This is a genomic window from Streptomyces sp. NPDC057253 (assembly GCF_042669125.1).
GTDB lineage: Bacteria > Actinomycetota > Actinomycetes > Streptomycetales > Streptomycetaceae > Streptomyces.
Genome location: NZ_JBHUXV010000033.1, coordinates 76,510 through 89,113 on the forward strand (window position 1 = coordinate 76,510; position 12,604 = coordinate 89,113).

10 protein-coding genes and 1 pseudogene are annotated in these 12,604 nt (G+C 69.5%); 6 read left to right on the plus strand and 5 right to left on the minus strand.

Annotated features, from left to right (window positions below):
* Position 1 precedes the first annotated feature (1 nt).
* Together ACFULQ_RS20065 and ACFULQ_RS20070 are read left to right on the plus strand one after the other, a co-directional pair.
* Positions 2 to 1,117, plus strand: a complete 1,116-nt coding sequence (locus ACFULQ_RS20065; protein ID WP_383545742.1) for a ricin-type beta-trefoil lectin domain protein — start codon at positions 2 to 4, stop codon at positions 1,115 to 1,117.
* Positions 1,114 to 2,265 carry a ricin-type beta-trefoil lectin domain protein gene (locus ACFULQ_RS20070; RefSeq protein ID WP_383545745.1) on the plus strand — a complete coding sequence of 384 codons (1,152 nt, stop codon included), beginning with the start codon at positions 1,114 to 1,116 and terminating at the stop codon, positions 2,263 to 2,265. Before ACFULQ_RS20065 ends, ACFULQ_RS20070 begins: the two co-directional genes overlap by 4 nt.
* 26 nt (positions 2,266 to 2,291) lie before the next feature.
* Here ACFULQ_RS20070 and ACFULQ_RS20075 read toward each other — a convergent pair whose 3' ends face one another.
* Entirely contained in the window at positions 2,292 to 5,777 is a 3,486-nt protein-coding gene (locus tag ACFULQ_RS20075) for a BTAD domain-containing putative transcriptional regulator (RefSeq protein ID WP_383545747.1), read from the minus strand.
* Positions 5,778 to 6,110: 333 nt separating this feature from the next.
* Between ACFULQ_RS20075 and ACFULQ_RS20080 the strand changes: the two genes are divergently transcribed.
* Complete coding sequence (locus ACFULQ_RS20080) at positions 6,111 to 6,569, plus strand: hypothetical protein (RefSeq protein ID WP_383545749.1); 459 nt, start codon at positions 6,111 to 6,113, stop codon at positions 6,567 to 6,569.
* A 7-nt stretch (positions 6,570 to 6,576) separates the two neighbouring features.
* Positions 6,577 to 6,822 carry a hypothetical protein gene (locus tag ACFULQ_RS20085; RefSeq protein WP_383545752.1) on the plus strand — a complete coding sequence of 82 codons (246 nt, stop codon included), beginning with the start codon at positions 6,577 to 6,579 and terminating at the stop codon, positions 6,820 to 6,822.
* A gap of 85 nt (positions 6,823 to 6,907) precedes the next feature.
* Here the strand turns inward: ACFULQ_RS20085 and ACFULQ_RS20090 are convergent, their stop codons facing one another.
* The 3 genes from ACFULQ_RS20090 to ACFULQ_RS20100 all read right to left on the minus strand — a co-directional run bounded on the left by ACFULQ_RS20090 (position 6,908) and on the right by ACFULQ_RS20100 (position 8,697).
* Positions 6,908 to 7,507, minus strand: a complete 600-nt coding sequence (locus tag ACFULQ_RS20090; protein WP_383545753.1) for a hypothetical protein — start codon at positions 7,505 to 7,507, stop codon at positions 6,908 to 6,910.
* 2 nt (positions 7,508 to 7,509) lie between these two features.
* Positions 7,510 to 8,109, minus strand: coding sequence for a hypothetical protein (locus ACFULQ_RS20095; RefSeq protein ID WP_383545756.1), 600 nt, complete (start codon positions 8,107 to 8,109; stop codon positions 7,510 to 7,512).
* A gap of 249 nt (positions 8,110 to 8,358) precedes the next feature.
* Positions 8,359 to 8,697, minus strand: coding sequence for a hypothetical protein (locus ACFULQ_RS20100; protein ID WP_383545759.1), 339 nt, complete (start codon positions 8,695 to 8,697; stop codon positions 8,359 to 8,361).
* A gap of 163 nt (positions 8,698 to 8,860) precedes the next feature.
* On the opposite strand from ACFULQ_RS20100, the gene ACFULQ_RS20105 reads away from it, so the two are divergent.
* A complete protein-coding gene (locus tag ACFULQ_RS20105) occupies positions 8,861 to 9,349 on the plus strand; it encodes a GIY-YIG nuclease family protein (protein WP_383545773.1) in 489 nt (162 codons plus the stop codon).
* Positions 9,350 to 9,652: 303 nt separating this feature from the next.
* On the opposite strand, the gene ACFULQ_RS20110 is transcribed toward ACFULQ_RS20105, so the two are convergent.
* Positions 9,653 to 11,647 carry a serine/threonine-protein kinase gene (locus ACFULQ_RS20110; RefSeq protein WP_383545762.1) on the minus strand — a complete coding sequence of 665 codons (1,995 nt, stop codon included), beginning with the start codon at positions 11,645 to 11,647 and terminating at the stop codon, positions 9,653 to 9,655.
* A 219-nt stretch (positions 11,648 to 11,866) separates the two neighbouring features.
* Between ACFULQ_RS20110 and ACFULQ_RS20115 the strand changes: the two are divergent.
* Positions 11,867 to 12,362: pseudogene (locus ACFULQ_RS20115) on the plus strand (GntR family transcriptional regulator); the annotation flags it as partial.
* Between the last annotated feature and the right edge of the window lie 242 nt (positions 12,363 to 12,604).

The following is a 12,604-nucleotide window of genomic DNA, read 5'->3' on the forward strand; positions in this document are numbered from 1 at the left end:
CTTGTCCGAGACATCGACGACCGCGTCCGAGTCGTCCCGTCGGGAACCCGGGCCGGCGGAGTCGGCCTGCACCCCGTCGCTGCCGCTCCCCCGTCGGGAACGGGGTCCGTCGGCGATAGCCGAAGCCTCCGCCGCCGTCGCACGAGCCCAGGCCGAGGAGTCGTCCGGCGCCTCCGGTCCGGACGACGACACGGCCGAGATCGCGCCCCCGCTCTCGGCAGCGGCGGCGGAGTTCGCGGCACTCACCGCCGCCGACCCGGACCCGACACCGGCGCGGGCACCGGCAATTGCCGCAGCTGGCGCAGCAGGCGCTCGGAACACGCGTACCAGCACCTGGTCCGCCACCACGACCACGACCGCCCCGCAGTCCACCCCAAGCCGCCCCGGCCGCCCGCGCAAGGCCCTCCTCGCCGGCGCCGCCCTCGTGGGGGCGATCCTGATCGCCGTACCGTTCCTGGTCGGCGGTGACGACAGCGACCAGGCCTCCACGCGGGTCGACAGCACCGGCGACACGGTCCTGGGCGACCACTGGACCGGCGACGGCACCGGCACCTTCGGCACGGCCAGTCCCTCCGGTGGCTCCCCCGCCCCCCGTACCACAGCGAACGAGGCCACCGGCCAGGTCGTGGAGACCGGAAAGCCGGACAAGGCCGATCCCACGGCCACCGGCACCACGAGCAGCGCCCCCGGGAAGGGGACGGCTCCCTCCGCGTCGCCCTCGAAGCCCGCCGCCACCGGCGTCCGTATCCGCGGCAACGCGTCCGGCCGCTGCGTCGACGTCACCGACGGCAACACCGCCGAGCGCACCCCCCTCCAGATCTGGGACTGCTCGGGCGCCGCCCGGCAGAGCTGGCGGTTCGCCTCCGACGGCACGGTCCGGGCACTGGGCAAGTGCATGGACGTAGACGGGGGTTCGCGCGACGACGGCGCCACAGTCCAGCTGGTGTCCTGCAACGGCACCGGAGCCCAGCAGTTCCGCCTCAACGCGGCCCACGACCTGGTCAACGTCCAGGCCGACAAGTGCGTTGACGTCAAGGACGTGGCCACCGGCAATGGCGCCCGCCTCCAGCTGTGGTCGTGCAACGGCGGCGGCAACCAGAAGTGGAGCACGGCATGACCACCGATCCGAGCGAGAAGGACACCATGACGGCCGCTTCTCCGGAGCCGACGGCAACCGCCACCGCCACCGCGGCCGAGCCGGAGCCGACACCGGAACCCCTGGTCGGTGCGGTCGCGGAACCCGCCGAATCCGAAGCCGAGTCCAAGGCCGCATCCAAGGCGGAAGCGGAGCCGACGCCGGAGCCGGAGCCGGAAACCACATCCGACACCGACGCATCCGCCGACACGGACGTCGAGACCCACCCCGACGAGGAAGAACACCCCGAGGCCACCACCGCCACCGAAACCGACCCCGCCCGCCCCCGCAAGGCCCTCCTCGCCGGTGCAGCCATGGCCGGTGCCCTGCTGATCGCCGCCCCCTTCCTCGTCAGCACCGGCGGTGACGGCGAGGAGCACCGAACCACCCGGACCGACACCCTCGCCGACACAGTCCTGGGCGGCCCCGGCGACCAGGAGATCCCGGGCGTCTTCGGCACCGCCAGCCCCTCCCCGGGCGGGCACGCCTCCACCGGCGCGAAGGACAACGGCGTGCAGAGCAAGGGAGGTTCGAAGGCAGCCGCGAACCCGGGGCCCGGCGGGGCCCCACAGGCCGGCCACTCGAATTCCGGTGCCTCCGGGAGCGGAAAGTCCCCCGGCAAGACGCAGTCCTCCCCGCACAAGTCAGGCCAGTCGGCGACCGGTTCGGGCAGCACATCGAACTCCGGCTCCTCAAGCACCAGTTCCGGCACCGGCAAGAGCGGCGGCACGACCACGGCCACCGTCACCGCCGTTGCGATCCGCGGCTACGCCTCCGGCCGTTGCATCGACGTCACCGGCGGCACCGGCAAGGACGGCACTCCCTTGCAGATCTGGGACTGCACGGGAGCGTCCTGGCAGAAGTGGAAGTTCATGCCGGACGGCACGGTCCGCTCCATGGGCAAGTGCATGGACGTGTCCTGGGGTTCGACCGCGAACGGGGCGGCGATCCAGCTGGCGAACTGCAGCGGCAACCAGGCCCAGCAGTTCCGCCTCAACGCGGCCCACGACCTGGTGAGCGTCAAGGCCGACAAGTGCGTGGACGTCAAGGACCAGCTGACGGCGAACGGTTCCGCGCTCCAACTCTGGTCGTGCGGAGGCACCGCCAACCAGAAATGGGGCAAGGCATGACCCACTGAACCCTTGGCGGACCGGCCCTACCGATCCCGCTCCTCGCGCGCGGCGGCGACCCAGTGCTCCGCACCCCACCGCCGCGCGACCGTCTCCGCCCGCTCGAAGGAACGTACGGCGGTCTCCTCGTTGCCGATCAGGCGGTACAGCAGGCCGAGGTAGTGCGCCACGGGCCGCATCGCGAACACGGTGTAGGCGGCCCCGGACAACTGGTCGTGCACGGGCAGGAGTTGCCGGATCAGTTCGGGTGCCTCCTCACGCCGCCCGAGCAGCGCGGCCAACTCCGCCCGGATACCGGTGTTGCGGGTGTGGTGGTGGTCGTGCCGCAGGGGACCACGCCGGATCGCGCGGGCCTCGGCGACCCGGCCCTGCCGCGCCAGCACCAGCGCGTAGGTGTCCCCGTCGATGGGCCCGTTGCGCTCGTACCGCTCACGGGCCAGCTCGGCGGCCTCCGCCCCCGGCTCCAGTCCCGGCCCCCTGCCCAACCCCACCGTGATCAGGCCGAGTTCGTGGAAGTTCTGGGCGTGCATCATGCCGTGCCGGTGCATCAGGGCGCCGACTTCGTCGTAGCCCCGCACGGCCTCGTCGAAGTCGCCGCGGACGTGCGCCAGCATGGCGAGGCTGGCCTGGTGCACGGCCTCCGGTTCGACGAGGCGGTAGCGGCGGGCGAGGTCGAGGCCGGCCTCGGCGTGCCGCCGCAGCGCGTGGGGATCGCCCAACGCCCCCGCGACGCTGCCGTCGATGAACTCGCACACCCACCGGTAGACGGGCAGGTCGAGCCGCTCCGCGAGGGGGCGCAGTTCGGCGGAGGTGCGGGCCCGGAAGGCTACGGCCCGTTCGTAGGAACGGCATTTGGCCGCCGAGGCCAGGGCCAGGGCGAGCAGCGCGGGATCGCCGGAGCGCCGGGCCACGGCGACCAGCTCCCGGGCGGCCGTCACCACGCGCGGGGCATCGTCCTCTCCGGCGAGTTCGGCGACGAGGGTGTCGAGGAGGAGGCAGCGGGTGGCCAGGTCGGCGCTGTCGGCGGCGAGGAGCCGCTCCAGGGCGGTGACGAGGGGCCGGTCGACGAAGCCGTAGGGCCGCGTCTGCCACGGCGTGGGCACCTGCCATCCGGTCAGCGCGACGGTCAACAGGTCCTCCCGACCGGCCTGTTCGGCGATCTCGATCGCCCGCCCCCTGGTCCGCCGCGCGGCGAGGGTGGTGCCCGCCCGCACCTGCGCCCGCAGCAGCTTCCCGAGCAGTTCGACGCGCCGGGCGTCCCGGTCGCCGCCGGGGGCGGGTATGCGCTCGTACGACTCGACAACCCGCTCCAGCAGTCGTACGGCAGCGTCGTGGGCGTAGCGCCGCTCCGCCAACTCGGCGGCGCGCAGCCCGTGTTCGACGGCGAGGGGGGCGAGGGCGGCCGTACCGGACTGGGCGCAGTGGTGGGCGAGGGCGGTGGATCCGGTGGGGCGCAGTTCGCCCAGTGCCTCGGCGATGCGGGCGTGCGTCCGGCCGCGCCGCAGCCGGGTCAGATCGGTGTAGAGGGTGTCCCGGACGAGCGCGTGCGCGAACCGGACGCGCCCCGGCCCGGGTTCGAGAAGCAGCCCGGCGGCGACCGCGGCCTCCAGCGCCTCCAGTACGACGTCCTCGCCGGCCTCGGAGGCACGCACGAGCACCTCCACCTCGGCCTCCCGGCCCACCACCGCAGCGAGCCGCAGCACCTCGAAGGCGTAAGCGGGCAGCCGCGCCAGGCGCCGCCGCAGCACGTCCCGGACGCCCTGCGGCACCTCGGACAGCGCCACCAGGGAACCCTCGCTGGCCAGCAACCGGGCGCTCTCGCGCACGTAGAAGGGGTTGCCGCCGGTGCGTTCGGTGAGCGCGGCGAGCGTGTGCGGGTCGACGGGGGCGCCGCAGACGGCGGTCACCAGGGCCCGCACGTCGTCGTCGGCCAGTCCCCCGAGGGCGATGCGGTGGGGTGAGCGGGCGGCGAGCTGGGCGAGGGTCCCGGTGAGCCGTTCACCGGTCTCGGTTGGCCGGTGGGCGGTGAGGACGAGGACGGGGGGTCCGTCGGCCGCGGTGACGTGTTCCAGCAGCGCGAGGGTCTCGGTGTCGGCCCGGTGGAGGTCGTCGAGGACGACGGCGAGCGGTCCCGCCTCGGCGACGGCCCGTGCCATCCAGGCCTCCACGGCACGGTGCAGCGAGAAGCGTCCGGCCACGGCGTCGGCCGGCCCGCCCGTTCCGTCGGCACCCTCTCCCACCAGGGGAGCCACCGCGGCCGGATCGCCGGGCGGCACCCGCCGGGCCAGCTCCCGCAACGCCTCGACCCAGGCCCAGGCAGGCGGCGCCCCGTCGAACTCGGGGCACCGCCCCACGACAACCTGCCACCCCTCACTCCGCAGCCACTGAACCGCCCGCCCCAGCAGCTGCGTCTTACCGACACCGGGCTCGCCTGTGACCTGCACGATCCCCCCGGCCCGCCGTCCTTCCCGAGCGGCCCGCTCGATCCCCCGCAACTCGTCGTCGCGGCCGACGAACAGCCCGTCGCCGTGGGGGCCGGGATCACGGAGGGGCGCCGCGGACGAGGCGGTCATGCCACCGTCACCGGTTTCTCGCGCCGCCCGAGCCCCTGGCAGACCTGGAGGCCGGATGCCCGTGAGCGGTCGTGTCGCGCGTACCGGCGGCCCCGGCGGCCTGTCCTGCCCTTCCGCCCGGTCGGGCCGGGACGCCCGATCCGTCGGTAGATCCTCGCGCCGCCGGAGGATGTCGGAATCCGCCGACAGGCCCTCGCGCCGCCCGAGGATCGCCCGCTCCAGCTCGACGAGGGCGGGTCCGGGCGCCAGGCGGAGCTCGTCGTGCAGAACGCGCCGACTGCGCCGCAACGCGTCGAGCGCGTCCCCCCGCCGCCCCGCGCCCCACAGCGCGGTGGCCAGCAGCCGCCAGCCCTCCTCGCGCAGCGGGTGCTCCCGGGTCAGCACCTCGGCCGAGGGCACGGCCTCGCTCCACCGACCGTCACGGACGAGTGCGTCGAGCAGCAACTCCTGCGCGCTCAGCCGCAGTTCGTTGAGCCGGGCAACCTCGGCAAGCGCCCACTCGGCGTCGGCGACCTCCGCGTAGGCAGGCCCGCGCCACCAGCCGAGCGCCTCCTGCAGCAACTCCCCCGCCTCGCGCGCGGAGGAGACCTCACGCGCCCGACGCACCACGCCCTCGAACCGCCAGGCATCCACCGCCTCGTCCGGCACCCGCACGGCATACCCGGTCGCGTCACTGACCAGAACCTCGGCCCGGCCCCGGGGCGCCCGCCCCGGTTCAAGGATCCGCCGCAGATTGGACACGTACGCCTGCAGCGAGGCGAGCGCACGCGCAGGCGGCCTGCCCTCCCACACCTGCTCGACCATCCGGTCGGCGGACAGCACCCGGCCACGCGCACAGAGCAACAGCGCGAGAACGGCACGCTGCCGCGGCCCTCCCAGCCCCACCCGCACGCCGTCCACATCGGCCTCAACGGCCCCGAGCACTCTCAACCCCAGCATGGTGAACAAATCGTAAGGGCGCCTCCAGCACCGCCTGTTCAGAGGAGCCCGGCCCGGGGCCCGGATCGGGCCGTCGGCGATCCGGGCCGGTCATCCCGAGGTGGTGGTCTCGCAGCTGAGCGTGGATGTGGCACACCCCGCCCACGCCGTTTCCCCCACCCTCCCGGACCTGACGTGTACCGGCTCCCACAGCCACGAACGGGTCGTAGCCGAACCGCGTCACTCGTGATCACTCAAACGCGGCGAACCGAGAGGATCACCGAAACCAGCGCCCACAGGGCCGAGTTGTCCGAGGTACTCATCAAGAGATCACCAGAAGGGACCACCTCGGTCATGCGCTATGTCCCACGCCTCGCCACAGCTCTGGTCGCCGCGGCAGCCCTCGCCCTCACCACGCCGACGGCGGCGCATGCCACCGCGATCGGATCCACTCCTGTACAGACCTTCGAGTACAGCGTGGGCGGCGCGACCATGAAGGTCCCGACCGGGTGCATGTTCACCCACGCCATCCGCGGCGACGGCAAGAAGATCACCTACCAGAACGCCGGCGTCGACTGCGCCTTCGTCGCGGCTCTCAGCTCGGGCTTCTGCAACTGGCGCATCGACTTCACCTACGCCGACACCAACAACCGCGTGTACCGCACCTCACGCGGCAGGACACACAACGAGTGCAAGATCGACCCGATGCGAAACAACTCTCCTCGGACGCTCCCTCGTTATGGCAAGGCGTGCGCGCACCTCTACGTCGGTGGAATGCGCCGCGTGAGTCAGTTCCACCACATCACGAAGTGAGCCCCACATGGTCGAGCAACAGCAGAGGAAAATCCTGGGCCAGGAGTGGGAGAACCGTCGGCGCCGAGCGGGCATCATCGCGTTCGCAGCAGGACTGGTCGTCACACTCGCCTTCTTCGCCTTCTTCCCCGGACTTCCCCATGTCATCGACTGGGGCGCCATCCTCGTCGCCCTGGCGGTGGGCGGGCTCGCTCAGTGGGCTTGCCAGTCGCGGATGACCAAATCGGCGGGCAGGGAGCCGAAAGACCGGTGACCCGTACCCGGAGCCACCACTGAACGAACCCACCTTCATGACCGGAGGTGGGTTCGTCGCCATGTGATCGGGGCCGGAGAGGTCATCACCCTTCTTGGACGTCGGTGATCTCCACGGAAAGCTCTGTACTCGCTGAAGCCGTGCTGATCAGAGACGGTTTGTAGCTGAGGCTGGTCTGGTCGGTGAGCTCGGCGGTCTGGATGACCGGCCCGGACTCGTCGCCGTGGATCTCGTAGGTGATCTCGTAGACGGCGTCCGGGTCGAGGTCCCCGCTGCTGCCCAGGTAGGTGAGCTCCGGTTCCACGGTCACATTGCAGCCGGCTGTTCCGAAGCACTGGCGCTGGGTGGTGCGCAGGTCGATGGAGAAGCTGTCGGCGTCAACCTGGCTGTACGTGGGTTCCGTGGCGGGGTTGACGAGATCCACGTCCGGCACACTCGACGCGGTGGTGGCGCCGGAGGTCGGCTTGTCGTCGTCGTTGGTGGAGCCCTTTGTGGCACCCGCGACGACGACTCCCGTGGTGATGATGGCGGCGATCACGGCGGCGGCCGAGCCGATGATGACGGCGTTGATGCGGCGCTTCTTCGGCGGGACGGGCTTCTCGGTCGGCCAGGGCGGCGGAAAGGCGGCCGGCGGGACGGCGGGCGGCGGCGGTGCCGCGGGAGGTCGCGAAGCGTTCTCGTCCATCGTCAGCCCCACCCACCCAGCAGCCCCGCACTGAGCTGGGCACTACAGATGTTGTAGTCACCGGCCGCGTGCCCCTTGTCCGTCTTCCCGCCGACGGTGACGGAGCAGTGAATGTCCCCGGACCCCTGAAGCTGCGCGGTAACGTCGAAGTACAGGGCGTCGTCATCGAGAGGCAGGGTGGCCTTGAACTCCCCGTCCTTGAAGGTGCCGTCGCGGTTGTCGGAATCGGACCCGTAGGTGATGTTGAGTGGCCCGAGGGCACCGGCGGGGGCAGTACCCCACACCTTGAAGACAACGACCTTCTTGTCGACCTTGGCCTCTCCGCCGACCTTCTTGTCCCCCTCCGCCGCGGAACGGCCGGCCTTCTTGTCGTCGGCACGCGTCGTTGGGCTCTTGGAGTCACCCGCCCCAGAGCCACCACCAACGACCGCACCGACGAGGGCGATCAACACGAAAAGCCCGACGATCCCGAGACACCCGAGCCCGATGACCTTCCCCGCACCGCCTTTCTTCGGCGGCGGAGACACGAACGGCGGCTGCCCGAAGGGCCGTTGGGGACCACCCCATCCAGGCTGCTGCGGCGGATTCTGCTGCTGGCTCATGTTTCCCCCTGGGGCGAATGTCGTGCAGTGCAAGGGGGGTGACACGCACAGCTCCCACACGGTTTCTCAAACCAGATGGATTCACCTGATCGTGGTGAACTCAACGCAAATCGAACACCCTCGGCGCCCCACGAGTTCAGGGCGCCGAAGGGGTGCCGGACTGACGGCCACGCACGACGAAGGCAAAGCCGCAGGCAGGGGCAGACGGGAAGCGATGAACACCCGGAACCGTTCCGCTCTCCGTCGTACTCACGAGGAGGTGAGGACCAGACCCCTGAGCCTGTCGGCGTGACCCGCCATCGCAACCTTCCAAGGAGCGGGATCTTCCCCAGCAATCTCTCGCCACAGCCGAGCCACGGCACTGGCAAACGCTCGCACCGCTTCAGGTTCGGACGTCTGCCAGGACCGAACGCGCTGCACAGATGCGACAGCCTGCTTTGCCGTGATCCCGGCTTCCATGAGGCGTAGGGCGAGCATGAACGGATCGATCCAGGCCGCGCCACGCGTGGGCCACGCCCAGTCGATCAGACGCGCCCTGCCGTTGTGGATGAGGATGTTGTCCGGAGCGAAGTCCGTGTGCAGCAGCACGTCTGAACCGGCTGACTTGTGCAGCCCCCATGGTCCGTGGAAACGAAGCATCCGAGCGCGTTGCCGCGGAAGTCCAACGGATCGTGCGTAGCAGCGCAGTGAAGCGCCAAGAAGAGTGGCGCAACAACCGCAGCCACGTTTGCGGTCGGTGCACGAGCTCTTGGTGCGCCCGAGCCCCGTTCCGGCGTTGACTGGACTCTATGGGTGGCATTTCGAGCAGTCGCCCCACCCGGACCTGGACGCCGGGCGCTTGCTCTACGTCGGTATAGCTCCGCGTTATATGGCGATTCGGACCAGCACCCAGAACTTGCGCAAGCGGGTGCGCTATCACTACCGGGGCAACTCGGCCGGCTCGACTCTGCGGCTCACCCTCGGAAGCCTGCTCGGACTTGAGCTGCGTCGCGTGGGCAGCGGCAAGCGGATGACCTTCGGCAAGGCCGGCGAAGCCACCTTGAGTCAGTGGATGGCGGACAACGCGCGAGTGTGCTGGGTCGAGCAGAACGAACCGTGGACCTTTGAGTCACAGCTCATCTCCCAACTCGATCTCCCTCTGAACCTCGACCAGAACCGCCATAACGCCTTCCACGCCCGATTGAAGAAACTGCGGGCCCAAGCGCGCCAGCAGGCAAGAGAGTTGCCCATCAGCTCATAGCCCGCCGAACGGGCCCAAGGGCCGTTGTCTGGGCCGCCCCTGGGCCACCCAAGGTCGCTCGACAGTGGCCAAGGACGACCACCAGGCGCACGAGACAGCTGTACCTGAACAGGGAAAGCACAGGTCACCAAGATCCCCGGCAAGCCCAGGGTAAGAAAAAGCCCATGGCCCAGCGGTAGCCTTCAGCGCCGGCAGACATAGTTGAGGGACAGGACGTGACACGGGGCAGTAACTAGCCGGACTACCAGGTGGGCGACATACCTCGGATCTCAAATGAGGCAAACCCTGCCGACCTAGCCTGAGTTAGGCTGTGCAGCTCCCGGCTGAACCCCAGCGCAGGAAGTGTTTGTCTCGTTTGTTACCGATGATGGCTACCGCGTACTCTGAATAGCGCCATTCCTTGCGGGAACGGGACTCGGTGAGGACGGCTTGGCAAGCTTCGCTGGCGGCGACGCTTGCCCACCTATCCCGTTGGAGCTGGTCCCATCCGGGCTTATTGGCCCACACGTACATCACGGCCTCGTCGGGGGCGAAGCCGACGGACATGTTGTGAAGGCTGAGCCAGTTGGGGTCGTTGACGATGCGGGAGTTGCCCTGCCACTCGGAGATAATGGCGTTGGCCGTTTGGCTGGCCACGCGGATCTCGTCCTTGTCCGTACTGGGAATTTGCGCTTCTTCGAGGCCGGATTCGGTCGGTTGCCACCAGGAGTCCTGTCCCTCGCTGCGCGTGCTGCGGTTCTGGATGGATGTGCTGCATGCGGTGTTGGTACGGAAGTTGTCCTCCCACACGATGGTGGGGCCGTTCCTGTCGGCAGTGTCGACGACGACGTATTCGTTGTAGGGGAACTCGGGGTAGGACTTGATGACGTCCCGCAGGCCCAGGCACGCCGTCTGCGCTACTTCTTGCAGCGCCACCGGAGACAGCTCCTGGCCGCTCGTGGCGATGTACACCTCGCTTCTGGGCTCGTGGAATGTGATCGTGTGGTCCTGGTCGGGGTATTCGACAGGGTCCAGCCACGCCCCGGTTCCCATGGCTCCAGAGGTGTCGTGCTCCGCCGGAGTTCGGGCTGGCCGGGACTCCTTCCATGTGGCGAGGGTTGCCTCTGATGAATCGGCTCTCTTCGAACTCTTCACTGCACTGGCACCGCTCTTGCCCCCGTTCTGGATGGCGTCAGACGTATGGCTCGTCTCGTCCGCAGCCGGGCTGGAGCGGGAAGCAGAGCTGCCCGCGAGGCGGTCATTCCCACGACTGCTTTCTGTTTGGGAGAGGAGACCGCCGATGAGCGCCCCGCCCACTACAGCGGCTCCGATGATCACGGCGACGGTGCGGCCTTTGCGTCTCCCGGCGGGAGCTTGCCACGTTGGGTCGTCCAGGGAGGGCATATCCCACTCGGCTGCGACGAGCTCGCTGACCATGGTCGGCTCCAGCCTGGCGCCCTCGGTAGGTATGACCTGTGTGGCTTGGGAAGCGAGGAGCAGTGAGCACTTCTCAGCGGCGGAGCTGGCAGTTATCCGTTGATCGGGATCCTTGGCCAGGGCCTTCTCCGTGATCTCCAGTAGTTCTGCCGGAACGCCGTCGAGGTCCGGGTCCCCGGACATGACGCGGTAGGCAACCGCGTCGGGGGCTCCAGTGCCGAACGGGAGCCGTCCGGTGGCCGCGTAGGCGACGAGAGCACCCCAGGCGAACATGTCCCCGGCCGGTCCGGCGGTGCCGGTGCGGTAGTGCTCCGGGCTGATCCATCCTGGTGTGCCAGTCATGACGCCGGTGCGGGTCACGCTGGTGCCGTCAGCGGCATGGGCGATGCCGAAGTCCAGCACGCGAGGGCCAGCAGGAGTGAGGATGACGTTCTGCGGTTTCACGTCCCGGTGCACCACACCTGCCTGGTGGACCGCGGCCAAGGCATGCGCAGTACCGGCCGCGAAGGCATACAGCATGCCGCCTGTGAGCGGGCCATGCTCGGACAGGTGCTGGTTCAGGGTAGGGCCCGGAGCATACTCGGTCGCCAGCCACGGGGCGGCAGCCTCGGGGTCGGCTGCCAGTAGCGGGATAAGACAAGGGCCATGTACCCGAGCGGACAGCTGTACCTCACGGCGAAACCGGGCCCGGAATTCGGGGTCTTCGGCCTGAGCGGCGTGGATGACCTTGATCGCAACCCGCACTCCTGCCGGGTCGAGGCCGGCATGGACAGTGCCCATGCCGCCCGCACCGAGACGGCCGATGATCCGGTAGGGGCCGACCCTGGATGGGTCACTGGGACGGGCAGACAGAATCCGACCGCCAGAGTCATCAGCGCTCACAGAGGTTTCTTCCTTCTTATCGGGAAAGTACTCGTGGCTGGGCGGCCATGCTGGTGCACCTGTCCAGTCGTCAAGCTGTTGGATCGTAGCTTTGGCCCGGTGGAGGCGGCTGTTACCCCGGTACCGGCCCGCCGCGTATCAACGGCAGCGGCCTGGATCCCAGCGGACGGCGGGAGCGACAGCAGGGTGCCCGCGCGGAAGTGCTTCGTGCCGTGCTGGATGTCGATGCCGCTCTCGCCGTGCGAAGTCGCGGGAGACCGCCTGCCATCCCACGCACAGATCGGCCAGGAGTGCGGCGTAGGCGAGAACGTCGTCCGCTAGGCGCAGGAGTTGCTGATCTCCCAGGGTGTACTGGAGGGGCGTGCCGGGTCGGGTATCTACGTCGCCGAACCCCGGCAGCGGGTGCGGATCGTCCGGTCCACGGCGCGCGAGCAGCCCGGTGGGTCGCCTTTCCGGGAGAACATGAAAGCCTTGGGCAGGCAGGGGGATTGGGAGAGCAGGACGGATGGCAAGGTGTCGGCGCCTGCCAACATCGCCGTGGCTCGGGATCGCCGAAGGCGAGCTGTGCGTCCGGACGGCGTACGAGTTCCTGGCGGATGGCAAGCCGGTTCATCTCTCTACGAGTTGGGAGCCGTACGACCTCACCGTGGGCTCTCTCGTCGTCCTCCCCGAAGGGGGGCCACACGGCGGGTCCGGGGTCGTGAACCGGATGGCCTAGATCGGCGTGTTCGGAGTCGTGCCACACACGTGCCACGAATGCCACGTGGATGCCACATCCCTAGCCGTGAAAGTGCAGCTCTGACGTGACACCTGCCGCCTTCCTGGGGGATGTCGTGGCTGGGGTGGCCGCCTCCACGGCTTTAGAGGTCGTTTTCTCCCGTTGTTTCATCCCGGAATCTTCTATTTGGTCTGCGGTGTCGGGTCGCGCCAGGAGATGGTGTTCTCGCGGGTGAGGCG

What these genes read in the sequence shown, in the direction of transcription:
- ACFULQ_RS20070 (WP_383545745.1), top strand. Translation starts at nt 1,114, where the DNA reads ATGACCACCGATCCGAGCGAGAAGGACACCATGACGGCCGCTTCTCCG.
- ACFULQ_RS20075 (WP_383545747.1), bottom strand. Translation starts at nt 5,777, where the DNA reads ATGCTGGGGTTGAGAGTGCTCGGGGCCGTTGAGGCCGATGTGGACGGC.
- ACFULQ_RS20080 (WP_383545749.1), top strand. Translation starts at nt 6,111, where the DNA reads ATGCGCTATGTCCCACGCCTCGCCACAGCTCTGGTCGCCGCGGCAGCC.
- ACFULQ_RS20085 (WP_383545752.1), top strand. Translation starts at nt 6,577, where the DNA reads ATGGTCGAGCAACAGCAGAGGAAAATCCTGGGCCAGGAGTGGGAGAAC.
- ACFULQ_RS20090 (WP_383545753.1), bottom strand. Translation starts at nt 7,507, where the DNA reads ATGGACGAGAACGCTTCGCGACCTCCCGCGGCACCGCCGCCGCCCGCC.
- ACFULQ_RS20095 (WP_383545756.1), bottom strand. Translation starts at nt 8,109, where the DNA reads ATGAGCCAGCAGCAGAATCCGCCGCAGCAGCCTGGATGGGGTGGTCCC.